25 protein-coding genes are annotated in these 23,635 nt (G+C 62.8%); 8 read left to right on the top strand and 17 right to left on the bottom strand.

The window, feature by feature from the left end; all coding sequences use genetic code 11:
• Positions 1–13 precede the first annotated feature (13 nt).
• From AC13C2_RS17120 to hslO, 4 genes are read right to left on the bottom strand one after another with little or no spacing between them, the layout of a single operon-like run.
• Positions 14–595, bottom strand: a complete 582-nt coding sequence (locus AC13C2_RS17120; protein WP_482887564.1) for a LysE family translocator — start codon at positions 593–595, stop codon at positions 14–16.
• Positions 592–1,749, bottom strand: a complete 1,158-nt coding sequence (locus AC13C2_RS17115; protein ID WP_482887563.1) for a CCA tRNA nucleotidyltransferase — start codon at positions 1,747–1,749, stop codon at positions 592–594. Before AC13C2_RS17115 ends, AC13C2_RS17120 begins: the two co-directional genes overlap by 4 nt.
• Complete coding sequence (locus tag AC13C2_RS17110; RefSeq protein WP_092759075.1) at positions 1,733–2,341, bottom strand: NUDIX hydrolase; 609 nt, start codon at positions 2,339–2,341, stop codon at positions 1,733–1,735. The genes AC13C2_RS17115 and AC13C2_RS17110 overlap by 17 nt, the downstream gene beginning before the upstream one ends.
• Complete coding sequence (hslO, locus tag AC13C2_RS17105) at positions 2,331–3,341, bottom strand: Hsp33 family molecular chaperone HslO (RefSeq protein WP_482887562.1); 1,011 nt, start codon at positions 3,339–3,341, stop codon at positions 2,331–2,333. The genes AC13C2_RS17110 and hslO overlap by 11 nt, the downstream gene beginning before the upstream one ends.
• 96 nt (positions 3,342–3,437) lie before the next feature.
• Here hslO and AC13C2_RS17100 point away from each other — a divergent pair, with 96 nt between their 5' ends.
• Positions 3,438–3,878 (top strand): NUDIX domain-containing protein, encoded by a 441-nt coding sequence (locus tag AC13C2_RS17100; protein WP_092759079.1) that lies wholly within the window; start codon positions 3,438–3,440, stop codon positions 3,876–3,878.
• 3 nt (positions 3,879–3,881) lie between these two features.
• On the opposite strand, the gene AC13C2_RS17095 is transcribed toward AC13C2_RS17100, so the two are convergent.
• Entirely contained in the window at positions 3,882–5,165 is a 1,284-nt protein-coding gene (locus tag AC13C2_RS17095; protein ID WP_482887561.1) for a PP2C family protein-serine/threonine phosphatase, read from the bottom strand.
• A gap of 131 nt (positions 5,166–5,296) precedes the next feature.
• Between AC13C2_RS17095 and AC13C2_RS17090 the strand changes: the two genes are divergently transcribed.
• Positions 5,297–5,608, top strand: coding sequence for an Hpt domain-containing protein (locus AC13C2_RS17090; RefSeq protein ID WP_482887560.1), 312 nt, complete (start codon positions 5,297–5,299; stop codon positions 5,606–5,608).
• A 22-nt stretch (positions 5,609–5,630) separates the two neighbouring features.
• Here AC13C2_RS17090 and ilvA read toward each other — a convergent pair whose 3' ends face one another.
• Together ilvA and AC13C2_RS17080 are read right to left on the bottom strand one after the other, a co-directional pair.
• Positions 5,631–6,863: a threonine ammonia-lyase IlvA gene (gene ilvA / locus AC13C2_RS17085; protein WP_482887559.1), complete on the bottom strand. Its 1,233-nt coding sequence runs from the start codon at positions 6,861–6,863 to the stop codon at positions 5,631–5,633.
• Complete coding sequence (locus tag AC13C2_RS17080) at positions 6,856–7,641, bottom strand: hypothetical protein (protein ID WP_339641515.1); 786 nt, start codon at positions 7,639–7,641, stop codon at positions 6,856–6,858. The genes ilvA and AC13C2_RS17080 overlap by 8 nt, the downstream gene beginning before the upstream one ends.
• Before the next feature lie 148 nt (positions 7,642–7,789).
• Here AC13C2_RS17080 and AC13C2_RS17075 point away from each other — a divergent pair, with 148 nt between their 5' ends.
• The 3 genes from AC13C2_RS17075 to AC13C2_RS17065 all read left to right on the top strand — a co-directional run bounded on the left by AC13C2_RS17075 (position 7,790) and on the right by AC13C2_RS17065 (position 11,320).
• Positions 7,790–9,010: an argininosuccinate synthase gene (locus AC13C2_RS17075; RefSeq protein WP_482887558.1), complete on the top strand. Its 1,221-nt coding sequence runs from the start codon at positions 7,790–7,792 to the stop codon at positions 9,008–9,010.
• Positions 9,007–10,026, top strand: coding sequence for an AbrB family transcriptional regulator (locus tag AC13C2_RS17070; RefSeq protein WP_482887557.1), 1,020 nt, complete (start codon positions 9,007–9,009; stop codon positions 10,024–10,026). Before AC13C2_RS17075 ends, AC13C2_RS17070 begins: the two co-directional genes overlap by 4 nt.
• 136 nt (positions 10,027–10,162) lie before the next feature.
• A complete protein-coding gene (locus AC13C2_RS17065; RefSeq protein WP_482887556.1) occupies positions 10,163–11,320 on the top strand; it encodes a TIGR03862 family flavoprotein in 1,158 nt (385 codons plus the stop codon).
• Here the strand turns inward: AC13C2_RS17065 and AC13C2_RS17060 are convergent.
• From AC13C2_RS17060 to AC13C2_RS17025, 8 genes are all read right to left on the bottom strand, one after another.
• The gene (locus AC13C2_RS17060) at positions 11,311–12,054 is read right to left on the bottom strand and encodes a hydroxypyruvate isomerase family protein (RefSeq protein WP_482887555.1); all 744 of its coding nucleotides are present in this window, start codon (positions 12,052–12,054) and stop codon (positions 11,311–11,313) included. The genes AC13C2_RS17065 and AC13C2_RS17060 overlap by 10 nt on opposite strands.
• The gene (gene otnC, locus AC13C2_RS17055) at positions 12,051–12,698 is read right to left on the bottom strand and encodes a 3-oxo-tetronate 4-phosphate decarboxylase (RefSeq protein WP_482887554.1); all 648 of its coding nucleotides are present in this window, start codon (positions 12,696–12,698) and stop codon (positions 12,051–12,053) included. The genes AC13C2_RS17060 and otnC overlap by 4 nt, the downstream gene beginning before the upstream one ends.
• Positions 12,695–13,543 carry an NAD(P)-dependent oxidoreductase gene (locus tag AC13C2_RS17050; protein ID WP_092759095.1) on the bottom strand — a complete coding sequence of 283 codons (849 nt, stop codon included), beginning with the start codon at positions 13,541–13,543 and terminating at the stop codon, positions 12,695–12,697. The genes otnC and AC13C2_RS17050 overlap by 4 nt, the downstream gene beginning before the upstream one ends.
• Positions 13,536–14,123: a glutathione S-transferase family protein gene (locus AC13C2_RS17045; RefSeq protein WP_482887553.1), complete on the bottom strand. Its 588-nt coding sequence runs from the start codon at positions 14,121–14,123 to the stop codon at positions 13,536–13,538. The genes AC13C2_RS17050 and AC13C2_RS17045 overlap by 8 nt, the downstream gene beginning before the upstream one ends.
• Positions 14,124–14,168: 45 nt before the next feature.
• Positions 14,169–15,149 (bottom strand): DNA polymerase III subunit delta, encoded by a 981-nt coding sequence (holA, locus tag AC13C2_RS17040; RefSeq protein WP_482887552.1) that lies wholly within the window; start codon positions 15,147–15,149, stop codon positions 14,169–14,171.
• A 10-nt stretch (positions 15,150–15,159) separates the two neighbouring features.
• Entirely contained in the window at positions 15,160–15,651 is a 492-nt protein-coding gene (gene lptE, locus AC13C2_RS17035) for an LPS assembly lipoprotein LptE (RefSeq protein ID WP_175495734.1), read from the bottom strand.
• A complete protein-coding gene (leuS, locus tag AC13C2_RS17030; protein ID WP_482887551.1) occupies positions 15,638–18,193 on the bottom strand; it encodes a leucine--tRNA ligase in 2,556 nt (851 codons plus the stop codon). Before leuS ends, lptE begins: the two co-directional genes overlap by 14 nt.
• 75 nt (positions 18,194–18,268) lie before the next feature.
• Positions 18,269–18,775, bottom strand: coding sequence for a DUF3576 domain-containing protein (locus AC13C2_RS17025; RefSeq protein ID WP_092759105.1), 507 nt, complete (start codon positions 18,773–18,775; stop codon positions 18,269–18,271).
• 284 nt (positions 18,776–19,059) lie between these two features.
• On the opposite strand from AC13C2_RS17025, the gene AC13C2_RS17020 reads away from it, so the two are divergent.
• Together AC13C2_RS17020 and AC13C2_RS17015 are read left to right on the top strand one after the other, a co-directional pair.
• Complete coding sequence (locus AC13C2_RS17020) at positions 19,060–20,166, top strand: porin (protein WP_482887550.1); 1,107 nt, start codon at positions 19,060–19,062, stop codon at positions 20,164–20,166.
• Positions 20,167–20,260: 94 nt separating this feature from the next.
• Positions 20,261–20,914 carry a YggS family pyridoxal phosphate-dependent enzyme gene (locus AC13C2_RS17015; protein ID WP_482887549.1) on the top strand — a complete coding sequence of 218 codons (654 nt, stop codon included), beginning with the start codon at positions 20,261–20,263 and terminating at the stop codon, positions 20,912–20,914.
• On the opposite strand, the gene AC13C2_RS17010 is transcribed toward AC13C2_RS17015, so the two are convergent.
• Both AC13C2_RS17010 and ribA read right to left on the bottom strand, forming a co-directional pair.
• Complete coding sequence (locus tag AC13C2_RS17010; RefSeq protein WP_482887548.1) at positions 20,911–21,444, bottom strand: L,D-transpeptidase family protein; 534 nt, start codon at positions 21,442–21,444, stop codon at positions 20,911–20,913. The genes AC13C2_RS17015 and AC13C2_RS17010 overlap by 4 nt on opposite strands.
• Positions 21,444–22,484: a GTP cyclohydrolase II gene (ribA, locus tag AC13C2_RS17005; protein WP_482887547.1), complete on the bottom strand. Its 1,041-nt coding sequence runs from the start codon at positions 22,482–22,484 to the stop codon at positions 21,444–21,446. The genes AC13C2_RS17010 and ribA overlap by 1 nt, the downstream gene beginning before the upstream one ends.
• A 164-nt stretch (positions 22,485–22,648) precedes the next feature.
• Here ribA and AC13C2_RS17000 point away from each other — a divergent pair, with 164 nt between their 5' ends.
• On the top strand, positions 22,649–23,335 hold the full coding sequence (locus AC13C2_RS17000) for a response regulator transcription factor (RefSeq protein WP_092759115.1): 687 nt from the start codon (positions 22,649–22,651) through the stop codon (positions 23,333–23,335).
• Positions 23,336–23,635: the final 300 nt, after the last annotated feature.

The following is a 23,635-nucleotide window of genomic DNA, read 5'->3' as shown; positions in this document are numbered from 1 at the left end:
CGAGTATAGCCCGTCACGCGAGGAAGACCATGAATCCCGAAGCGGCAAGCGCCAGAGCCATTACGGTCGTAAATACGCGCCAGGCCAGCGGGGTGCGGAGCAGATAGGCCAAGAGGGTTCCGGCGAATGTCCAGAACAGGCAGACGAACAGGTTGATCCCGCTGAACGCGCCGCCGATGCGCAACGCCTCCTGCGCCGCGGGCAAGGTGCTGGCATAGCCCGATGCAGCTGCCAGCGCGATAATCCAGATCTTAGGGTTGACCCATTGGAACAGCACCGCTTCCACGAATGTGAAGGGTCGGTCGCGACCTTCGGTGGTCACACCGCGTGACCGGAACAACTTCCACGCCATCCAGAAAATCCACGTCACGGCTGCGACCTGTAACGCCAGTTTCAGCACCGGGATCGCCAGCAGGAGCGCGCCGATACCCAAAGCAGTCAGTGCAGAAGTGATGCCCACGCCGATTGCCACGCCCAAAACGTGTGGAATGGTTCTGCCAAACCCAAAGCGCGCGCCCGATGCAGTCAGCAGGATGACGTTCGGGCCAGGCGTGAACAGGCCGAAAAAGACAAATAGGTAGAGCGGGTCGATCAAGGCTTCCGATCCGCACGGGCCGCCGCAATCAGTTCAGCATGTGTCGCGCGCCCCCTGGTGGACCGCCACAGCTTGCGGGCCGCCTCCAGTGCGCTGCCCAGCGCCGGGCCGGACAGGCCGGGCATAAGGTCGGATGCGGACAGCGGGAAGTCCGCCTTTGCTCCGTCCCGTGCCTCGGCCAGCAGCGCTGGATCAATGTCCTGGCCAAGCAGAGCGGCCTGCACGAACATGGCATCCTGCGCCAAACCCCGGCCATAGATGTCCCCCATGGCGAAGGGGGAGATATCGCTGCGCGCGGCATCAGTCAGATTTTGCACCTCCCGCATCTCCTTTTTCGACAGACGCAGACCCGAGGTATCGCCGCCCAAAAGCGCCAGTCGCCGTGTCCAGTCGCCGGGCGAGGCCTCCAGATGGATCAGCACGGGAAGCGCGGTGGCATCGGCCCCCGGCAAAACCCGTTGCAGGATGCCGGTCTGCGCCATCGCAGCGAGGGCAGGTGCCGGGTCAGGTGCGCCCAGCAGCTTGCGAATTTCATGGCCCACACGCTCCCGGCTCAGCCGGGTCAATCCTTCGGCGTGATCGGCGCAGGCTGCCAACCCGTCTGCGTCCAGACCCAGAGCCGGGTCACCGTACCAGGCCGTAAAGCGGAAGAACCGCAGGATACGCAGATAATCTTCGGTGATGCGCGCCACCGGGTCGCCGATGAACCGGACATGACGCGCGCGCAGGTCGTCCAGACCACCCAAGGGGTCCACGATGACACCCGACGCATCGGCATAGAGCGCGTTCATCGTGAAATCGCGCCGCGCCGCATCCTCAGTCACATCGTCGGAGAATGCGACCGTCGCATAGCGTCCGTCGGTATCGATATCGCGGCGGAACGTCGTAATCTCATACGGGGTGCCGTCCGAAATGACCGTGACCGTCCCGTGATCGATACCGGTCGGAACCACCTTGAACCCGACCGCCTCGGCCACGTCCATCACCCGGTCTGGTGTGGCATTCGTTGCAAGGTCGATATCCGAGACAGGCACACCCAAAAGCGCATTTCGCACGCAGCCTCCCACTGCCAGTGCCCGATACCCTGCATCGTTCAGCGCAGTGAACACCGCCTGCGCACGCGAGGCCGTCAGCCAGTCATCGGTTATCCGCATTCGTTTCTTCCGCCCCCATCCGGTCTGCCAGCCCCCGCAGAATCCGGGCCGTCGCGCCCCAGATGTAATAAGGACCATAGGGCACGGCATAATACCTGCGCCACTCCCCTCGCCAGCGCCGTTGCTCGATGACGAAACTGGCGGGGTTCAGAACATGGGACGGAGGCACGGTAAAGACTTCGGCCACTTCCCCCGGTTCGGGTATCGGATCGAACGCCATGATCCGGGCCAGCACCGGCGTGACGGTGAAGCCGGTCACTGTCTCGTGGCTGGGCAGTCGGCCCAGAATGCGGGTGTGGCTTTCGGGCAGGCCGATCTCCTCGCTGGCTTCGCGCAACGCGGCCTGTTCGGGGGTCTCTCCCGCCTCCATCTTGCCGCCGGGAAAGGAAATCTGACCGGGGTGATGGCGCAGACTGGAGCTGCGCTTGGTGAGCATCAGGCGAAGCCCCTTGGGCGTTTCGACGAAGGGCACCAGAACGGCCGCGTCCCGCAGGATGCGACCGCCCGGCAGGATTACGTCCGGGTTCAGGTCAAAGTCCGACGACGCGCCGCCGTTGCGGGCCAGCGCGGCAATCAGGGCATCAGGCGTCATCGGCCGATTTCGTGGCCTCGAAGCCCAGCGTCTGCGGGTCGAATTCATAATGTGCGCCGCAGAACTGACAATCGGCAGTCACGCGCCCGTCGTCGGTCGTCATATGCGTGATGTCCTTGGCCGAATAGATCGAAAGCGATTGCCGAACCTTGTCGGCAGAACAACTGCATCCAAAGCGGATCGGCTGGCTTTCGAAAACGCGCGGACCTTCATCGTGAAACAGCCGCACCAACAGATCGGTGGGTGCGAGCGTTGGACCGATCAGCTCCAACTCATCGGTAGTGTCCAGCAGGATGTTTGCACGCGACCAGTTTTCGCCAGCGTCGTCATCCAGAATATCGGCAGCGGTCAACAGTCCGCCCTCGCCTGAACCGCCCTCGCCGGTGGCGAAGGGGCTGGCCTTGGGCATGTGTTGCAGCATTATGCCACCGGCCCGCCACGTCTCGGGCTGGCCCGGCGTGCTGGACCGGCCATAGGCCAGTACGAACCGCGTGGGAATCTGTTCGGACTGCGCAAAATAGGTCTCGGCGCAGGCAGACAGCGACCCGCCCGACAGCGGAGTAATCCCCTGGTAGGGGGCCATATCGGGACCCTGATCGATCAGGATGGCGAAATATCCGCTGCCGACCAGATCAAATGGCCGGACGTTTGCCGCAGTCATCTCGTCCAGCCGATCGCGGTCGAAACTGGCGTAGGCGCGGATGCGGGCAGGCTGACCGTCATCGGTGGGGCCATAGTAATCGGTCGCCAGCAGGCGCGCCGGACCATCGCCACGCACCTGCAACGACAGCTTCCAGCGCAGCTTGATCGTCTGCCCGATCAGCGCGGTCAGCAGCGCCATTTCCGCCACAAGCGCCTCGATCGCGGGGGGGTAATCATGCTGCGCCAGCACATCCTCCAGCACACCGTCAAGACGGGCGATCCGCCCGCGGATGTCGGAAGAGTCGAGCTGGAACGGCAACACGGTGTCATCCCAGATATGGGTCGTCGCATCAGTCATGACGGAGGTCCTTCGATTGCCCAAACGGCTTTCACCGCGCGTCCGGGACTGGCATTGACAGGAACATATAGGCACAGCAACCGCAGGACCAACCCCATGATCCCACGCTTTGGCCGCGCACCCCGCCCCGGCACCGTCTATCGACATCGTCCGGGAGCCTATGCGGTGCTGATCCGCGACGGAAAGATGCTTCTGACGCGGCAGGTCACGGCGGACATCGACGAACTGCAACTGCCCGGTGGCGGGATCGATCCCGGCGAATCGCCCCTGCCCGCACTGATCCGCGAGTTGCGGGAGGAGACGGGATATTCCGCCATCCTGACCCGTAAGCTGGGCGTGTTCCGCGATTTCACATGGATGAGCGACTATGGGTTTCATGCCGCAAAACTGTGCCACCTCTATCTGGGTCGACCGGGATTGCGGCGGGGTCATCCAAGCGAGGCATGCCATTCCGCTGTCTGGATGCCATGGCGGGCGGCCATCGCGGGGCTGGCCAGCGATGGAAGTCGCCGCCTTCTGATGCATCGGCTTGGCTGACGGCTACCCCGCCGCCAAGCCACGTTTCGACGCCGAAGCGGTTTCGTAACGGAACAGCAGCATGGAAATGTCATCTTCGAAATCATTGATGCCCGAATGGTTGCGCAAGGCCGCTTCGATACTGTCGACCGCGGCTTCGGCCCCGTCGGGAATAGCCGACAACAGGTTCATCAGCCCCTCCTCCTCCAGCATGTCGCCCCAGGTATCGGCGCATTCTGTCAGACCATCCGAATAGGTCAGAAAAGCATCGCCTGGATTCAGCTGGACCGTGGTGCAGTCGAAGGCAAGACCAGGCAGAAGGCCGACGGGCGGACCGCCGTCACCGACCTGTTCGACCGTGCGGTCCGCGCGCCGGATCAACGGATGCGGATGGCCCGCCTGACAGAAGATCACCTGCCCCGTGACGGTATCGACATAGGCGAGGACGGCGGTGAAATAGATGTCTGATTCCATTTCCGACAGCATGAAACTGTTCAGACGCTCCATCACCACTTCGGGGTTGTAGACATCGCGCCCGTTGGACCGAAAGGCGATGTTTGCCCGCCGCGAGTTCCACGAGAACAAGGCCGCAAGCCGCCCCGTCAGAAGGGCCGACGCGACACCGTGCCCGGACACGTCGATGGAGTAGAGACCAATTCGCGTGTCCGAAATCGGAAAATAGCCGACAAGGTCGCCACCGATCTGCCCCGAGGTGACCAATCGCAGCGACAGGTCCGACCCCTGGAACCGATGGTTGCGATCGGGAATGAACGCCATCTGCAGCTTTCGCGCTTCCGCCAGATCGCGGTTCATCGCGTCATGCAAAGTGGTCAGGTCGCGTAACGTCGTATGAACCTCGTGGTTTCGGTGCAGCAGCGCCTCCTGCATATCCAGGATGCGGCGGCCCGTGTTGATGCGCGCCCGAAGTTCAGTCAGATCCAGCGGCCGCGTTACGAAATCGTCTGCCCCTGCCTCCAGTCCAATGGCCTTTTTCGTGCGATCCGTTTCGGAGGTCATCAGGATAAAATAGGCATAATTATCGCGGGCCAACTGTCTGAATGCGCGGCAGAAGTCGGGCCCATCCATGCCCGGCATCTGCCAATCGCTGAGAATCATTCCGATATCTGCCCCTTCATCGGTCATGCACAGGAACAACGCCTGGGCCGCGTCAGCGACCATAGTGACGTCCAGATCCATTCGGCACAGAACGGAGGCCAGCAACTGCCGCTGCGATTCGCTGTCGTCCACGATCAGCACTCGCAGTCTGTCCTGCGCTGGAGGCGGCATATCGGGTTCAGATCTGATCATCGGTCCGCGTCATCGTTCACATCCGGCAGATGTGCACCGCCTGCATTAACGCGAGGTGAAGAAAACAAATCGAAACAATCGGACTGTGGCAGTTAACGTTATCTTATGACCTCGCTGCGATAGACGACCGCATGATCGACACTGAGCGCATTGCCGAATTGCAGGCCGAAATTGGCGCGGAAGACTTGTCTTGCATCGTCTCGGTCTACCTGGAGGAGGCGCGGGCAACTCTGGCACAGATCGCGGCGGGCCTGACGGAGGAAGATCACGCGCGTGCGGTTCATTTCCTGCGCAGTGGCGCGCTCAATATCGGGCTCAGCGGCGTGGCGGATGTGGCGGGGAAAATGACTTGCCGTGCGGCGTCCAGCCGCGATGACTGTGCCGATCGCTTTCGCGATGTGCTGGACCACACGATGGCGGAGGTCACGGATAGTCTTGCGTAATCCATCCGACCGGAAGAAATGATCAGATCACGAGTTCGCTCAGAAGCGGGTCACCGGTCAGGTCGCGGGCCGCCATGCCCAGTTCCGCCATCCGCGTTTCCAGCTGCGCGAAAGCCTGTGGCTCGCGGCTCTCGATTCCAATCAGGACACTGCCGAAGTTGCGGGCAGATTTCTTGAGGTATTCGAATCGCGCGATGTCGTCGTCCGGCCCGAGAATATCCAGAAAATCCCGCAATGCTCCGGGGCGCTGCGGCATCCGCAGGACGTAGTATTTCTTCAGGCCGGCAAACCGCATTGCGCGTTCTTTTACATCCGGCAAACGCTCGAAATCGAAGTTGCCGCCGGTGGCAACGCATACGATGCGCCGCCCTTCGATCTCGGGTCCCAGGTCGCGCAGCGCGTCGATCGACAGCGCTCCCGCTGGCTCCAGCACGATGCCTTCTGTGTTCAGCATCTCCTGAATTGTAATGCAAAGTCTGTTTTCCGGGATACGCAGGACATGCTGCGGCGGCACCTGTCGCAAAATGTCAAAGGGGCGTACGCCGATCCGGGCGACGGCAGCCCCATCGACGAAACTGTCCAGTGTCGGCAAAGTGACCGGCGCACCGGCCGCAAGCGCCGCGGTCAGGCTGGCCCCGCCCACAGGCTCTACATATCGTATGTCCGGCGTTGTTCCGATGGCTCGGAAATAAGCCAGCATCCCCGCCGACAATCCGCCGCCGCCCACCGGCAATATGACCAGGTCGGGCGCCTCGGGCATCTGGTCCAGCATTTCGACCGCGACGGAGGCCTGGCCTTCGATCACGTCGTCGTCATCGAAGGGCGACAGGAAGTGCGCCCCCGACTCCGCGCAGAATGCCTGCGCTGCGGCCAGCGTGGCATCGAAGAAATCGCCGATCAGGCGGATTTCCACATGGTCGCCCCCGAACAGACGGGTCTTGTCGATTTTCTGGCCCGGCGTCGTGACCGGCATGAAAATCACTCCATCAACGCCCAGATGGCGGCACATCCATGCCACCCCCTGCGCATGATTTCCCGCGCTGGCACAGGCCACGCGCCCCCCTCCCAACTTTCGCATCGCATTGAACGCGCCGCGCAGTTTGTAGGAGCGCACCGGCGTCAGATCTTCCCGCTTGAGCCAGATATCGGCTCCGAACCGATCCGACAGATATTCGTTTCTGGCCAGAGGCGTGGGCGGAAAAACGTCGCGCATGGCCAGAGTCGCTGCCTGCGCGCGGGATGCGAAATCAGTCAACCGGACGGCCTTCGACCAGATGACCGTACAGTGCCGTCAACGTGCCGACCCCCAGGATCAGGCCGATCCAACCGATGACAAGTTGATAGATCACGGTGATGATCCCCGGCCCGGCATCCGCCGTCGCATCGGCTCCACCCCCATCGATCAGCGCGGGCAGTTGCAGCATCAGGGTGAACCCAACTGTCAAAATCGCCAACACCAGCACCGTGCCCACATGATTTCGGGTCTCCTCCAGCGATTGGCTCAGGGTTATCGGCTGGCCGATGGCTCCGGCGGGCAGGACCAGCGCTAGGCGGTAGAACAGGATCATGCCGACGAACAAACCGCCCGTTCCCGCCAACACCCCGGCCAAGGGCGGGGCCAGCATTCCGACGACAAGGTTTATAACGAGCGACGTCAGAAAGATTCCCAGCAGCATGATCACACCGACAAGCAACGATCGTCCCAGATAGCCCAGCATCTCCGGGCCGCGAAACGCCGGCATCCATCCGTCGAAGGTTTCGGACAACAACACATAGCGATGCCAGTTCACGGCAATCCAGATCGTCGCGGTCATATTGGCCAAAAGCACGAGCATCTGACCGCCAAGGAACCCCGCGGGTGGCATGTTGTCCGGGTCGAAACCTGTCGCGCCGATCCATTCTGGATAACTGACCGAAAGCCAGACGGTGACAGCCACGACCAGCAGATAGGGAACCGCCGACAGCCGTAACGCATCGCCAAGGTTGTCGATAATCAACATCACCGCGCGTAGAAACAATTTCCAGCCGAGCATCCGGACCTCCCTCGTCGTTCGGAGCAAGGCCTATGCCTGCGGGCCCGCTGGCGTCAATGTCGTCTGTTCGCCGCGTTGCCTTCACCCTGCGCGCCTTGCAGGTGCCCGGCGATTGTCCTACGCCGTCGGCGACATATCGGAGACACCCATGGACGCCCCCAAGAAAGTCGTGCTTGCCTATTCGGGCGGACTGGACACCTCGATCATCCTAAAATGGCTGCAAACGGAATATGGCTGCGACGTCGTAACCTTCACTGCCGACCTGGGTCAGGGCGAGGAGTTGGAGCCAGCCCGCGCCAAAGCCAAAATGATGGGCGCTTCGGCCATTCACATCGAAGACCTGCGCGAGGAATTCGTCCGCGATTTCGTCTTCCCGATGTTCCGGGCCAACGCGCTGTACGAGGGGCTGTATCTGCTGGGCACATCCATCGCGCGGCCCCTGATCTCCAAACGGCTGGTGGAGATCGCCGCCGATGAAGGCGCCGATGCCGTGGCCCATGGTGCGACGGGCAAGGGCAACGATCAGGTCCGGTTCGAGTTGGCGGCCTATGCTCTCAACCCGGACATCAAGGTCATCGCGCCGTGGCGTCTGTGGGACCTGTCGTCGCGCACGAAGCTGATCGATTTCGCCGAAAAGCATCAGATCCCGATCGCCAAGGACAAGCGCGGCGAAGCCCCGTTCAGCGTTGATGCGAACCTTCTGCACACCTCGTCCGAGGGCAAGGTTCTGGAAAACCCCGGCGAAGAGGCCCCCGATTACGTGCTTCAGCGGACGACGCGCCCAGAAGACGCACCCGACGAAGCGCAGATGGTCGAAGTCACGTTTGAACGCGGCGATGCCGTCGCCATAGACGGCGAGGCGATGTCCCCCGCGACAATCCTGACCAAACTGAACGAGTTGGGTGGCAAGCACGGGATCGGTATTCTGGATCTGGTGGAAAACCGTTTCGTCGGCATGAAATCCCGTGGCATCTACGAGACGCCGGGCGGCACGCTGCTTCTGGAAGCGCATCGCGGTATCGAACAGATCACACTGGATGCCGGTGCGGGTCACCTGAAGGACAGCATCATGCCGCGCTATGCGGAGCTGATCTACAACGGCTTCTGGTTCTCGCCCGAGCGGGAGATGTTGCAGGCGCTGATCGACAAATCGCAGGAACATGTATCGGGCACAGTCCGCCTGAAGCTCTACAAGGGCAGCGCCCGCACCGTCGCCCGCTGGTCCGATCACAGCCTCTATTCCGAGGCGCATGTCACCTTCGAAGATGACGCCGGGGCCTATGATCAACGCGACGCCAAGGGGTTCATCCACCTGAATGCGCTGCGCCTGAAATTGGTGGCCAACCGCAACAAACGCGTCGCGAAGTGAACCTTGGACGCATCGCGCTGACCTTCGCCATCGGCGTGTCCGGCGTGATCGTATTCAGGGCAGCGGGTCTTCCGCTGCCCTTTTTGCTGGGCCCCATGCTGGCCTGTCTGGTCGCCGCGCTGGCGGGCCTGAAACTGTCCAGTTGGGCACCTCTGACGAACGCGATGCGGACGATCCTGGGTGTCGCGGTCGGCGCATCCTTCACGCCCGCGGTCATCGTCCAGATGGGAGACATGCTTGTGTCGCTGGCCCTGGTTCCGCTGTTCCTGCTGGTTTGTGGCGTTCTGGGCTATCCGTTCCTGCGCCGGGTCGCCGGATTCGATGCCCCGACCGCATTCTATTCGGCTATGCCCGGCGGCTTGCAGGATATGCTGCTGTTCGGCGAGGAGGCGGGCGGCGACCCCCGTGCCATGTCGCTGTTGCATGCTACCCGCGTCCTGCTGATCGTGACGGTCCTGCCGCTGATCCTGTGGCTGGCGTGGGATATCGACCTGACCTTGCCCCCCGGCGCGCCCGCCTCCTCTCTGCCATGGCCCGAAATGGCGATCATGGTGGTCTCCGGTATCGCCGGTTGGCAGATCGCCAGCCGGATCGGAATGTTCGGCGCATCGATTCTGGGGCCATTGATCCTTACGGCGGCGTTGGCCCTGACAGGCGTGATCGAACACCGCCCCCCGGCCGAAGCGATCATGGCGGCACAGTTTTTCATCGGTCTCGCCGTCGGTGTGAAATATACCGGTATCACGCTGACCGAGGTTCGCCGAATCCTGGGGGCAGGCCTGGGCCATGCGGCCATTCTAGGGGGCGTGGCCTTCGTCTTCGCCGAAGCCGCTCTTATCATGGGCCTGGCCCCGCCTCTGGATGCGATCCTGGCCTTCGCGCCCGGCGGACAGGCAGAAATGGCCGTTCTCGCCATCGTTGCCGGGGCGGATGTTGCCTATGTCATCCTGCACCATGTGCTGCGTATCGTAATCGTAATCGTCGGCGCGCCGCTGATCTTCCGCTTCCTGCGCTGACCGACCATCCTGCGCCATCGGGTTCCGTCAGACGTGATGAGGGCCATGACGCATTGCCCTGCCATTCGAGGAGGAGATGTCGATTTAATCAATCCAGACCTTTTCCATGTCGCCGCCTTCTGACATGCCGCGCAGGATGGAATATGCCGCCCCAAAAGCAACCGTCGCTGTGATCGGCGCGGGTCCGGCAGGCCTGATGGCGGCCGAAGCGGCGGCTCGGGCGGGATGCAGCGTCGCAATCTATGACCAGATGCCCAGCCCGGCGCGCAAGTTCCTGATGGCAGGCAAATCCGGCCTGAACATCACGCGGGCCGATGATCAATTCGCCGACGTCTACGCCTGCCCCCCGCTGAACCCGATGATCGCGGCGTTCGGCCCGTCGCAGGTTCGCGACTGGATGGACGGCTTGGGGCAGGCCTCTTTCGTCGGCTCGACCGGGCGGGTTTTTCCCGATGCCATGAAGGCATCGCCCCTGTTGCGGGCCTGGCTTGCGCGTCTGGATGAGTTAGGCGTTACCCTGCACCGTCGCGCGCGCTGGACGGGGTGGGACGGCGCGGCGCTGACCTTCTCGGACGGGACGACGGCTTTGCCGGATGCCACAGTCCTTGCGCTTGGCGGCGCATCGTGGCGCAGGCTGGGATCGGACGGCGAATGGGCCGCGTTGCTGGACGACGTTGCTCCTTTCGCCCCGTCGAACGTCGGCTTCCGCGTCGACTGGTCATCGCACATGGACCGCCATTTCGGTGCGGCGGTGAAAAACTCAGGACTGATCGTCGGCGGCAAAACACATCGAGGAGAAATCACTATTTCTGCAAAGGGGCTGGAGGGGGGTGGCCTGTATCCCCTGACCCCCGCCCTGCGTGACGGCGCGCAGCTGGCGCTTGACCTGAAGCCGGACATGACGCCTGCGCAGGTCCGCGACCGGCTGGAACCGCCGGGCAAGGACAGCCTGTCGAACCGCCTGCGAAAGGCGCTGCGTCTGACGCCGGTGCAGATCGCTTTGTTGCACGAATTCGGAAGGCCGTTGCCCGCCGATCTCTCGCCGTTGATCAAGCATCTGCCCGTGCCCCTGCGCGGCCCGCGCCCGCTGGACGAGGCAATTTCCACTGCGGGCGGCCTGCGCTGGTCGGCGATGGATGACGCGCTGATGATCGAAGCCCGTCCCGGCACATTCGCGGCAGGCGAGATGCTGGATTGGGAAGCCCCGACCGGCGGCTATCTTCTGACCGCCTGCCTCGCGACCGGGCACTGGGCCGGGCGGCATGCGGCGAATTTCGCCAAATCTCAGCGGTAGCGTGCCATCCAGCCCAGCGTCGCGTCGGTGTCGCCGTCGGGCTTGTATTCCGCCCCCAAAGGCATTTCCCATCCCAGCCGCGCGATTTCGGCGAAGACGTGATCGTAAGACAGTTCCCCCGCATCCGGTGCACCCCGCTCGGGCACGCTGGCAAACTGGATGTGGCCGATCACCGGCAGGCAATCGCGCAACTGCCGCGTCAGGTCGCCGCCCATGATTTGCAGGTGGTAGCAGTCGAACATCAGTTTGACGCCCGCCCGATCCACCCGTTCGATCACGTCGCGCGCCTGCGCCGATGTCGTCAGGAAGTATCCGGGGGCATCGTGATGGTTCAACGGCTCGATCAAGATCGTCATTTCGGGCGCATGATCGCAGGCGAAACGCAGATTTTCGACAAAGGTGGCATTGGCTTGCGGTCCTTCGGCAAAGCCAGCCATGACATGCACGGCCCCTGAACCGATCGCGCGGGCATAGGCGATTGCCTGCTGGATTGCGGCCTGCGCCTCGGCCTCGTGGCCCGGCAGGGCGGACAGCCCGTTCCCCTCGCCCCTGATCGTGTTAACGCCCAGCGCCGTCAGACCCGTCTCGTCCAGCGCCGCGCGAACGTCTTCGGCTGGCGTGTCATAAGGCCAGTGGAATTCAACCGCGACAAAACCCGCCGCATGGGCCGCGCGGATGGCGTCGGGCAACGGACGATCCGTCCACAGAAAGCCGAGGTTAGCCGAAAACTTCATCCATCCCACTCCACATCGAATTTGGTCACGACGTCACGAACCTGCGCATCGGTCAGCCCGCGCGGGTTCAGGCCGCGCGTCATCAGCGCCAGTTGCGCCGTGGCCTCCAATTCCTCGATGGCGTTGCAGGCGGCTTCGACGTCCCTGCCCGCCACGACGGGTCCGTGGTTTGCCAACATGACGGCGGTGCGTTTGCCCGCCAGTCCACGCACCGCCTGCCCCATTGCCGGATCGCCCGGCAGGAAGAACGGCAGCAGCGTCACGCGACCCAGTTGCATGACCGCATAGGGCGTCAGCGGTGGCAGGAAATCTTCGCCAGGTTCGTGCAACATAGACAGAGCGACGGAATGGCAGGAATGCAGGTGGACGACCGCGCCGGTCGTGCCACGTGTATCGTAAAACGCAGAATGCAAAGGCATTTCCTTGGTCGGACGGTCACCGTTCAAATGGCTGCCATTTGCATCGAACCGCGCCAGCCGTCCGGGGTCCAGCCGCCCGAAGCTGGTCCCGGTGGGCGACACCAGCATCCCGCCGTCCTCGGTCCGGGTCGAGATATTGCCGGTCGATCCATGTGTCAGCCCCCGATCGAACAGGGATTTCGCCAAGACGCACATCTGTTCGCGCAGGCGTGCCTCGGAGCTCACGGAAGCTTCACGCCGGCCTGCGCGGCATAGACCTTGGCGATGGCGGCGTCATCCTCGCGCCCCAATCCCATTTCGACTGCCTTGCGATACCCCCCCAATGCGGCCTGAACCATCGGCAGATCGATGGCGGCATCTGTCGCGATTTCGTTGATGATGCCCAGATCCTTGATCCAGATCTCGACGGCGGAATGCGGTGTGTAATCGCCGTCGCGGATATGCGGACCCCGATTTTCCAGCATCCACGATGTGCCGCCGCATTGCGGAAGGACTTCCATGAACCGCGCGGGGTCAATGCCCTGGGTGATGCCGAAGACCATCGCCTCGGCCATGGTGGCAATATGGGTGCCTGCCAGAACCTGATGCACGGCCTTCATCGCGGAGCCTGCGCCGACCTCCTCGCCCATCCTGAAGACGGTGCGAGCCATGGCATCCAAAGCCGGCTGCGCGGTATCGAAAGCGGCGTTCGGGCCGCTGGCCATGATGCTCAGATCGCCCTGTGCAGCACGGGCCGCGCCACCGGATATGGGCGCGTCGAGGTAGAGGACTTCCCTGGCCTTGCAACGGCTTGCCATGTCGCGCGCGAATGCGGGTGACACCGTGGCGCAGGCCACGACGACGGCACCGGCCCGCAAGCTTGGCAGGATTGCATCGATGACGCTTTCGGTCTGCGCGGCGTTAAGGACAACGATAACAGCGATATCAAGTTCCCCGGTCTCAAGGTCTGCCGCGCCATCCAGGACAACGCCGCGCGGGTCATGCCCAACCGTCGGCAGCCCCGCCTTTACGAGCGATTGCGCCATGCCGAGCCCCATGGATCCGAGACCCCAAATTCCAATGTTAGTCATGCGTCATTGCCCTCCTGAATGCAGGCCGAGCCCGCATTGTTTTCATGTGCCTGTGCAGTCTTTCATGCACGTCAAACCCGCGGCCCAACGCCCAGCTACAGCAATGCGCCAACAGGATATCGGGCACCACTGGGTCGTCCCCCATCAGAAACGGACGATCTCCGAGAAGATCTGCCATCACATTGGAGTATTGTAAAAATTGCCATTTCAGACTGGGCTTGACGGCCTCGACCCGATGTTGCTCCGGCAGGACGAAACTGTGCTTGGCAAAATCCCAGAGCACCGCGTCGAACGTCTCGTTTATGGTGTTGGTAAACCCGTCCTGTCGACCGCGGGCATAGGTTCCGGCGGGGTGCGTGAAGCCGCCGTGCTTGTCGGACAGATAAGTCATCTGTGCGACGGAATCGTAGATCATGCCCTCGGAGGTTTCCAGAACCGGAACCTTACCCAGCGGTGAAACGGCTCGCACCTCGGGAGAGCGCGGATCGGCCTGGATCAGAGTATAGGGAAGCTCAAGCTCCTCCAGTATCCAGAGCGTTCGCATCGTCCGGGTCCGGATATTTCCATAGAGTTTGTACATTCTGGGATAACTCCAACCCGATCTTTTCGCATTCTGAGATAACGCTCAGCTGCGCACCATCATCGCCAGCCGGATCAACGCCCGTTCCATCACCGCCATCTGAGGGGCGCGGGACGCGGAACGCAAGGTCAGGTCGGTCTCCATCAGAAGTGCCAGCGCCTGTTCGGACCTGGCACTGCCCCAGGATCGCGCCTGACGTTGCAACGTATCGCGGTTCGGGCCCCAGGCCTGCGCCGTGCCGTTCGCCAGCCCATGCAACTGTTGAAAGTGGCGTGTCGCGAAGATCGCCAGCGTCACCGGCGCGACCCCCTGTCCCGTCAGGCGTTGCATCAGCGGCCCGATCGCCCCGGCATCGCCATCCCCTGCGGCAAGAATAACCTCGTCCATTTCGGCGTCGATAGTGGCAGGGGCCATCAGGGCGATGACTTCTGGCGTCACAGGATCCGTCCCGGCATAAAGAGAGATCTTGGTCAGTGTCTGGCGGAAGTCGCCGGGATCGAGGGCGGCGGCCAGCGCGTCGATGTCGCGGCGCGCCTCGGATGAAAGCGTCAGGCCTTCCGCAGCAAGGGCGGCGTCAATCTCTTCCTGGCCCATCGGATCGTCGTAGAGGCCGACAGCAACCGCACTGGGGTGGGATTCAAATGCCTTACGCAGCTTCGATGTCTTCTTGAGAGCGCCCGCCGTTACCACCAGCGCCGCGTCCCCCTTCGCCCAGCCGTCAAGCGCGGCAAGGATCGGACCGGCCTGCAGTTCGGTGGCGCCGTCGACGAATACGACGCGGATGCCGGGGAACATGCCGACCGCCTTCAACCCGTCCAGAACCGAGGTCGGGTCGGATTTCGCCTCGCCTCCGGTCATCCGGGTCAGGCGCATCTCCTCCTCGGCCCCCGGTCCTGTCAGGTTTGCGATCAATTCCTGACGTTTGAGCGCGACCCGCATGGCATCGCCACCATAGATCAGTGCTCCGGCCGTGCCCGGGTCGGGCTTGGCAAAGAACCTGATCGCGGCGGCCCCCCGCAGGTTCATGGCTGAATCTTCATTGCGAGAGGGTCGCGGCCTCGGCCAGCAGGCGCGACACCACGCTGTCGGCCAGTATCCGGGCGAGACGACGCTGGGCATCGCGTTTTGATTCCAGCGTCGAAACATTCGATCCGGTCGCTGAATAACTGGTGAAGTCCGTTTCACGTCCCGTCAAAACGGCGGTGTTGCTGCCAACAGGCGTCAGAGTCCATTGCAGGGTGCCCTCGATATTATACCGGGTGATGTTGTTCGATCCATCGATGGCCAGCGCTTCGGACGTCGTAAGGATAGTATAGTCCAGATCCCAGCGCGGGGCGCTTGGGCGTCCGAGCCGTTCTTCGAACTGACGGACGAAGGCAAAGGTCAGGTCGGTATCAGGCTCGGTCGTGCGGATGGCGTTTCGCAGGGCCGACCCGCCTCCGGACGGGCCGTAGACCGGGGTGAATCCACACGCCGACAGCGTGGCAGACGCCAACGCAGCGACGAGAAAGCGCCTAGATAACGACATTGACGATCCGCCCCGGCACAATGATGAGTTTCTTCGGCTGCCCGCCATTCAACGCGCGCTGAACGATGGTATCGCCCAGCACAAGCGCCTCGACTTCTGCATTTGGCATATCTTTGGACACCGAGAGTTCGGATTTCTTCTTGCCGTTGATCTGGATGGGCAGGAGGATCGCATCCTCAACCAGAAGCCCCGGATCGGCTTTGGGCCAGGGCGTGTTCAGCACGAACCCTTCTCCGCCCATCATCGACCAGATTTCCTCGGCCAAATGGGGCGTCATCGGTGCCATCAGTTGCGCAAGTATCTTCATTGCATCGCGGCGCGCCTGCGCACCCGCGTCGGATTTGTGCAGCGTGTTGGTAAATTCGTAGAGCTTGGCTACGGATTTATTGAAGGCGAAGCCTTCGATGCCTTCGGTGACTTCGTGGATGGCGCGGGCCGTGGCGCGGGCCAGGTCGGTGTCGGCAGCGTTCGCAGCACGATCCGCACGGGCAATATCGGTGGCCAGCCGGTGGACGCGGCGCAGGTGTTTGAACGTCGCCTCGGCTCCGGACGCTGTCCATTCGACGTCGCGCTCGGGCGGCGAGTCGGACAGGACGAACCAGCGGGCCGTATCTGCTCCGTAGCTGGAGATGATGTCCTGTGGATCAACGACGTTGCGCTTGGACTTGGACATCTTGGCAGAGGGGATGATTTCGATGGTTTCGCCCGTGGCTCGGACGGTCTTGCTGTCCAGGTCAACGTCTTCCGGAAGATGATAGACCGGTCGGCCTTTGTCGTCGCGGGTCTGGAAAATCGCATGCGTCACCATGCCTTGGGTGAACAGAGCGTTGAACGGCTCTTCAGTTCCCTGCGGCAAATGGCCGGTCTTGCCCATCGCGCGGGCAAAAAAGCGGGAATAGAGCAGGTGCAGAATCGCGTGTTCAACGCCGCCAATGTATTGGTCGACATTCATCCAGTAGGCTGCATCATCCAGATCGGTCGGCGTTTTGGCGCGGGGTGCGGTGAAGCGGGCATAATACCACGATGAATCGACGAAGGTATCCATCGTGTCTGTTTCGCGCCGGGCCGGTTTGCCGCAGTTCGGGCAAGGCGTGTCGCGCCATGAGGGGTGCCGGTCCAGCGGGTTTCCGGGCACGTCGAAGGTGACGTCGTCGGGCAGGACGACGGGCAGGTTTTCCTTCTTTTCGGGGACGACACCGCAGGCGTCGCAATGCACGACAGGGATCGGGCATCCCCAGTAGCGTTGCCGCGACAGGCCCCAGTCGCGCAGACGGTATTGGGTCTTGCCTGTGCCCAGTCCTTTGGCCTCGGCCCAGTCGATTGTCGCAGCGATGGCAGCCTGCCCGGTGGTAATATCCAGGCCGGTCGGATGGTCGAGCCAACGCACCGCCTCGGTCTTGGGCGGAGTGAACGCCTCGGTCGTGACGGGGTGGCCGTCCTGAACGGCGACGAACGTGTCGATGACGGGCAGGTCGTACTTGCGGGCAAAGTCCAGGTCGCGTTGATCGTGTGCCGGGCAGCCGAAGATCGCGCCGGTGCCATAGTCCATCAGGACGAAGTTCGCGATCCAGACAGGCAGGGTGCCGCCCAACGGGTTATCGACGGTCAGCCCGGTGTCGAAGCCGCGCTTTTCCGCCTTTTCAAGCGCTTCCTCGGTTGTCCCACCCTTACGGACATCGGCGGCGAAGGCAGCCAGATCCGCGTTGTCCTCGGCCAGCGCTTTCGCCAGCGGGTGTTCGGGAGCAATGGCAATGAAGGACGCGCCGCGCAGGGTATCGGGACGGGTGGTGTAGACTTCGATGCCATCCTGCCCATGGACCGGCGTCGTCATCGGGAAAGTCATCTGCAACCCACGCGACTTGCCGATCCAGTTTTCCTGCATCAGACGGACTTTTTCGGGCCAGTCCGTCAGGCTGGTCAGCCCGTCCAGCAAGTCCTCGGCCATGTCGCTGATCTTGAAGAACCATTGCGTCAGTTCGCGCCGCTCGACCTCGGCGCCGGACCGCCAGCCACGTCCGTTCTCCACCTGTTCGTTGGCCAGAACGGTCATGTCGACCGGGTCCCAGTTGACGGTGGCGTTCTTGCGATAGACCAACCCGGCGTCCAGCATGTCGAGGAACAGCGCCTGTTGCTGACCGTAGTATTCCGGGTCGCAGGTGGCGAATTCGCGGGACCAGTCGATGCTGAGGCCAAGCGGCTTCATCTGCCCGCGCATCACGTCGATGTTCTGGTAGGTCCAGTCTTTCGGATGGCCGCCTGACGCCATCGCGGCATTCTCGGCAGGCATTCCGAAGGCGTCCCAGCCCATCGGATGCAGCACGTTGAAACCGGACGACATCTTATACCGCGCGATGACGTCGCCCATGGTATAGTTCCGGACGTGCCCGATGTGGATGCGGCCCGACGGATAGGGGAACATCTCCAGCACGTAGTATTTGGGGGCGGCGCTGCGGGTGGCGCGGAACAGGTCGGCCTGATCCCAGGCGGCCTGCCACTTCGCCTCGATCCTGGCGGTATCGTATTCGGATATTTCAGCAGTCATGGATCGGTCCCCTGGGCCAGCACGGGCCCGCGGGCCGACGCGCCGGTCACATCGTTGCAGTTTGTCGTGCCTGATCTACAGACCGCTGTCGCGAACGCGAAGCTGGCGGGCACGGGTCAGGATCGCGTCTTCGATGGATCGCTGGGTTTCGCGGCTGACCGCCCCGCCCCGCGTGCGCAACGCGACGTTCAGACTGCGCGCGTCCAGCGCCGGGTCCTGGATCAGCACGGTTGCCTGATAAGCACGACCACCGCCCGGAGGAGTGCCATAGCCGAACTGGATCACACCCGAGAACGGATCGGCGTTCTGCACCGGCAGGAACGACAGCACATCCAGCGACGCCGCCCAGAGATAGCGGTTCACCTCCAGCGTGACATTGGGATCATCGGCGTTGCTGAACAGGTCGAACACCGAAGATTGCAGCGCATTACTGCGCTTGGCCCGCGCGATGGTGCGCCCGTTTTCCTGTCGCGCGGCACTTTCGCGGGCGCCTTCGCCCCCGAAAATTGCGCCGCCGCATCCTGCCAGAAGCGAAAGAACGGTCAGTACCGAAATCCCCCGCAGCATTCTCTTGCCGCCCATGTCCGCCCCCGTGTGCGTTGGTCCTGTTTACGATTGCGACCTGCCTAACCCATCTGAGGGCGCCCGAACAAGGCATCCCGGCGCAACCGGGCCACACCTTCCGGCAGACTGAGGCACGATCTGGGCACCCGTGGCAGCACTGTGGCACGAAAGCACCATGGATTTTGCGAAAACCGGGCTATCCACCGTGCCTTTCTTGCGAGGGACGGCCCGATAGTTGAAATGACGAATACGCCCAACGCGATTCTCGTGGTGGGGACGATCTGAAACACGAGGGAAAACAAATGAAAAACGTTCTCTTCGCTTCGACCGCCCTGGTCGCCTTCGCTGGCGCCGCTTCGGCCGAAGTCACGCTCTCCGGCTTCGCGGAAATGGGTATCTTCAACAATGACAACATTGGCGCCAATGCCGCAACTACTGCAGTCGAGACGACCAACGGTGAGACCAGTTTCTTCACCGACATCGACGTCACCTTCACCATGTCGGGCGAAACCGACGGCGGCCTGACCTTCGGTGCGAGCATCGACCTGGACGAAAGCGGCAACGGCCAGCCTTTCGAGTCGGCCGGGACCCAGGGTGGCGAGACCATCTTCCTTTCGGGCGCCTTCGGCACCCTGACCGCCGGTGACACCGACGGTGCACTGGACTGGGCCCTGACCGAGGTTGCCTTCAACTCCGGTTCGCTGAGTGACGACGAAACCGTCCACGCCGGTTTCAACGGCAACAACGGCCTCGACGGTCTGTATGACGGTCAGATCGTTCGTTACGATTATTCCTTCGGCGACTTCGGCGTGGCTCTGTCCGCTGAATTGGCCGAAGATGCCGGCAATACCGGCGACGACGATGTCTTCGGCATCGGTTTCAAGTATCAGCTCGATCTGGGCGGCAGCGAAATCGGTCTGGGTCTTGGTTATCAGACAGCAGCGGTCAACAACGTCGATGTCGATACCTGGGGTCTCTCGGTTAACGGTTCGTTCGGCGGCGGCTTCCAGGCTGGCCTGTCGTATGTTTCCTACGACAATCAGATCCCGAACGCGATTGCTGACGGTGCCTTCACCGGGGCACTCGATGACACCACCATGTTTGGTGGTCCTAACACTGCTCAGGGTGGCCGCATCGTGACCCCGGGCGCTGATGTTGAGCACGTCGGTGTTGGCGTCGGCTACTCCGCAGGTGCCATCTCGGCCAGCCTGAACTACGGTCAATATGACCTCGATAACAACGGCGTCTTCGAGGGCAAGATCGATGGCTACGGCCTGACGGTTGGTTATGACCTCGGTGGCGGTGCTGCCGTTCAGTTCGGCTACGGTCGTTCCGACTACAGCGATCTGGGCCAACCGGGCCTCGATACCGTCGACACCGTTTCCTTCGGCGTTCGCATGAACTTCTGATCCAACCGGATCAGGGTTACAGGAGAGAGCGGGCCTTGCGCCCGCTCTTTTCTTTTTGGCACATGGGTTCATCCAAGCCGAAAGCCTGACCCCCATGTCCCTGCCCGAGATCATCGCCCGTATCCGCGCCGCCTGCGCCCGTGCTGACCGCTCCCCCGCCGAAGTCTCGCTGGTCGCCGTCAGCAAGGTGCAGCCCCCCGAACGGGTCGAGGCCGTGCTGGACGCCGGGCATCGTATCTTTGGCGAAAACCGGGTGCAGGAAGCGCAGGGCAAGTGGCCCGCGTGGAAAGATGCCTATGACGGGGTCGAACTGCATCTGCTGGGACCGCTGCAATCGAACAAGGTCCGCCCGGCGATGGAATTGTTCGACACGATCCACTCCATCGACCGCATCAAACTGGCCCGCCGCATCGCCGACATGGCGCAGGAGATGGGGCGGTGTCCCGGCCTGTTCCTGCAGGTCAACACCGGCGCGGAAGACCAGAAGGCGGGCGTGTCCCCGTCAGAGGCCGACGCCTTCATCCGCGAAGTGCGCGGCCTCGACGTGCCGGTGCTGGGCCTGATGTGCATCCCGCCTGCCGACGAAACCCCGTCGCTGCATTTCGCGCTGCTGGCCAGGATCGCGGCGCGCAACGGCCTGTCGGGCCTGTCGATGGGCATGTCTGCCGACTTCGAACAGGCGATTGCACTGGGCGCGACGCATGTGCGGGTGGGGTCAGCGATCTTTGGCGAGCGGGTCGCGGGCTAACGCACGATCAGCCGGGTCTGGGGCGTGATGCGCGCAGCGATCCAGCGCAGGTGCGCGGGGTCGAAGGCGACGCAGCCCTCGGTCGGATAACCCGGCCTGCGCCAGCGATGCAGGAAGATGGCCGACCCGCGCCCCGGACGGGCGACGGGCCAGTTCCAATCCGTCAGGATCACCAGATCGTACAGGGGATCGGCCCGGCGAAGCGCCTCGGCAGACGCGCCAAAGGGTGCATGCACCCCGTGGTTATACTCCGGGTGCGCCGGATCATCGCACCACAGGTCGCGCGGGCCGATGGGCCTGGCCCAGGGCACCGGGGGCGCCATCCGGTCAGGTCGATACAGCATACCGATAATCTGATGCGCCCCGACGGGTGTGCCGCCATCCCCCTCGCGCTTGTCGGCGACAACGCCGCCGCGCCCGATGGTGCAGGGAAACCGTCGCCCGAGAAACCGCAAGCCCGTCGGCCTCAGCACCAGGTCGCCGGTCGTTGCTCCCGAAATATTCCCGCCGGAGGCCCGTGCCGGCCCCATCACTCCAGATGCCCCGACTTCGCGCGTTTCACGTCCAGATAGCCTGCGTTTTCCGATGTTCGCCCGACGTGCAGCGGAACCCGCTCGGCGACATGGATATCCTGCGCCATCATCATCGCAAGCTTGCGCGGATTGTTCGTCATCAGACGCACCGACCCGATGCCCATCCGCTTGAGCAAGCCTGCCCCCAGCCGGAAATCCCGTTCGTCATCCTCGAATCCCAGACGGTGATTGGCTTCGACGGTATCGAACCCCTGATCCTGCAGGTCGTAGGCGCGCATCTTGTTGGCCAGCCCGATGCCCCGTCCTTCCTGATTGAGGTAGAGCAGGACGCCGCCGCCCGCCGCCGCCATTGCGTTCATCGCAGCATGCAGTTGCGGACCGCAGTCGCATTTGACCGACCCCAGGACATCGCCCGTGAAACATGCGGAATGCAGACGGACAAGTACCGGGGCGGACCGATCGACCTTGCCGATCTCGACGGCATAATGTTCTTCGCCGCCACTACCTTCGCGGAAGACATGGACCCGGCTGGCCCGTTCGATGGCAAGCGGAACGCGCGCGGCGGCGACTTCGGTCATTGTCGCGGTCAGCGTCATATTCGGCGGCACTTGCGTGATGCCCGGTGGCGGTGGTGCGACGATTCCCACCACGGCGGGCAGCAGATGCGCGGCCTTGGCCAGCGTCACCCCCGCCCGCCATGGCACCGGGTCGCCATCGCGCAGGGTGCGCAAGGGGCCTTTCATCGGTGATCGCAGGTCGTTCGCCGGATCGGCGACGGCCCGCAGCCACGCGGCGTCGGCCTCCTCGGGCACCGCCACGCGTGCGACATCGCCATCGTAGGCGCGCGCCTTCAACGTTTCGGCCCGACGCCCCGAGATCGTCAGGATCAGTTTCCCCGCCGCCCGCATTGCTGCCAGACGTTCGGTCGATACAGTTTCGACCGAAGCCAGAAGCACACCGCCGATGGCCACCGGCAGGCCGGTTCGCAGGTCGGCGCGGGCACGGGCGAGAATTTCGGACGGTGTGGGCGAGAGCATCGCGCGTGAGTTCCTGTAACAATTGGGTCGGCTGATCGCCGGTCCTTTTGCACATATGAAACATTTCGCCCGTTGGCGACACGTCGGCGTGAGACGTGCAGGCCGGACTTCCCTGCGGCGCAATCCGCAGGCACCAATGACGCAACGGAATGACGGAGGCACCGATGGCCAATCTGAAGAAAATCCTGCTGGTCGACGACGATGACGATCTGCGCGACGCGCTGGCGGAACAACTGGTGATGACCGAAGACTTCGACGTGTTCGAGGCGGATTCGGGGGCGACGGGCATGGCCCGCGCCAAGGAACAGCTCTACGATCTGATTGTGCTGGACGTGGGTCTGCCCGACGCCGACGGGCGCGAATTGTGCCGGTTGATGCGAAAGCAGGGCATCAAGTGTCCGGTCGTCATGCTGACCGGGCATGATACCGATGCCGACACCATTCTGGGTCTGGATGCGGGCGCGAACGACTATATTGCCAAGCCGTTCAAGTTTCCCGTCCTTCTGGCCCGCATCCGCGCGCAACTTCGGACACACGAACAATCCGAAGATGCCGTATTCACGCTTGGCCCGTATACCTTCAAGCCGTCGATGAAACTGCTCCTGACCGAGGACGAGAAGAAGATTCGTCTGACCGAGAAGGAAACCAATATACTCAAGTTCCTGTATCGCGCCGGCGACGGCACGGTGGCGCGCGACGTGCTGCTGCATGAGGTCTGGGGATACAATGCTGGCGTCACGACCCACACGCTGGAGACGCATATCTATCGCCTGCGTCAGAAGATCGAGCCCGATCCCTCAAATGCCCGTTTGCTGGTGACGGAAAGCGGCGGATACAGGCTTATGGCGTGATGGGGATGCCACAGGAAGTTGCGGACTGTTTCCAATTGGGAAATTAACCTTACGTTAACTTTGAGTAGGCATTAAGATTTAGAGATACCGGCGCATCTGCGGGACTTCAGATGCAACCTCCCTGTTGGACTCGCCCGGGCTTTATGCCCGGGTTTCTTTTGGGTCGCAGACTGACTGTTCCGCCCAACCACCGGGCCAGACGCGGCGCCACAATACCCCCGGTCACGCCGCCGAACGCCTCCGCCGTCAGAAGCAGGCCATATCCCACCGACCCCAGACCCAGAAGCCAGGGCGATCAGC

The sequence above is a fragment of the Jannaschia sp. L-14R genome (assembly GCF_056857695.1).
The sequence above is the reverse complement of the archived record's forward strand: the minus strand, read 5'-3'. Positions and strand labels throughout refer to the sequence as shown.

Coding starts and splice junctions, on each gene's coding strand:
- AC13C2_RS17115 (WP_482887563.1), bottom strand. CDS start 1,749: ATGCGGATAACCGATGACTGGCTGACGGCCTCGCGTGCGCAGGCGGTG.
- AC13C2_RS17110 (WP_092759075.1), bottom strand. CDS start 2,341: ATGACGCCTGATGCCCTGATTGCCGCGCTGGCCCGCAACGGCGGCGCG.
- hslO (WP_482887562.1), bottom strand. CDS start 3,341: ATGACTGATGCGACGACCCATATCTGGGATGACACCGTGTTGCCGTTC.
- AC13C2_RS17100 (WP_092759079.1), top strand. CDS start 3,438: ATGATCCCACGCTTTGGCCGCGCACCCCGCCCCGGCACCGTCTATCGA.
- AC13C2_RS17095 (WP_482887561.1), bottom strand. CDS start 5,165: ATGATCAGATCTGAACCCGATATGCCGCCTCCAGCGCAGGACAGACTG.
- AC13C2_RS17090 (WP_482887560.1), top strand. CDS start 5,297: ATGATCGACACTGAGCGCATTGCCGAATTGCAGGCCGAAATTGGCGCG.
- AC13C2_RS17080 (WP_339641515.1), bottom strand. CDS start 7,641: ATGCTCGGCTGGAAATTGTTTCTACGCGCGGTGATGTTGATTATCGAC.
- AC13C2_RS17075 (WP_482887558.1), top strand. CDS start 7,790: ATGGACGCCCCCAAGAAAGTCGTGCTTGCCTATTCGGGCGGACTGGAC.
- AC13C2_RS17065 (WP_482887556.1), top strand. CDS start 10,163: ATGGAATATGCCGCCCCAAAAGCAACCGTCGCTGTGATCGGCGCGGGT.
- AC13C2_RS17060 (WP_482887555.1), bottom strand. CDS start 12,054: ATGAAGTTTTCGGCTAACCTCGGCTTTCTGTGGACGGATCGTCCGTTG.
- AC13C2_RS17050 (WP_092759095.1), bottom strand. CDS start 13,543: ATGACTAACATTGGAATTTGGGGTCTCGGATCCATGGGGCTCGGCATG.
- AC13C2_RS17045 (WP_482887553.1), bottom strand. CDS start 14,123: ATGTACAAACTCTATGGAAATATCCGGACCCGGACGATGCGAACGCTC.
- holA (WP_482887552.1), bottom strand. CDS start 15,149: ATGAACCTGCGGGGGGCCGCCGCGATCAGGTTCTTTGCCAAGCCCGAC.
- lptE (WP_175495734.1), bottom strand. CDS start 15,651: ATGTCGTTATCTAGGCGCTTTCTCGTCGCTGCGTTGGCGTCTGCCACG.
- leuS (WP_482887551.1), bottom strand. CDS start 18,193: ATGACTGCTGAAATATCCGAATACGATACCGCCAGGATCGAGGCGAAG.
- AC13C2_RS17025 (WP_092759105.1), bottom strand. CDS start 18,775: ATGGGCGGCAAGAGAATGCTGCGGGGGATTTCGGTACTGACCGTTCTT.
- AC13C2_RS17020 (WP_482887550.1), top strand. CDS start 19,060: ATGAAAAACGTTCTCTTCGCTTCGACCGCCCTGGTCGCCTTCGCTGGC.
- AC13C2_RS17015 (WP_482887549.1), top strand. CDS start 20,261: ATGTCCCTGCCCGAGATCATCGCCCGTATCCGCGCCGCCTGCGCCCGT.
- AC13C2_RS17010 (WP_482887548.1), bottom strand. CDS start 21,444: ATGGGGCCGGCACGGGCCTCCGGCGGGAATATTTCGGGAGCAACGACC.
- ribA (WP_482887547.1), bottom strand. CDS start 22,484: ATGCTCTCGCCCACACCGTCCGAAATTCTCGCCCGTGCCCGCGCCGAC.
- AC13C2_RS17000 (WP_092759115.1), top strand. CDS start 22,649: ATGGCCAATCTGAAGAAAATCCTGCTGGTCGACGACGATGACGATCTG.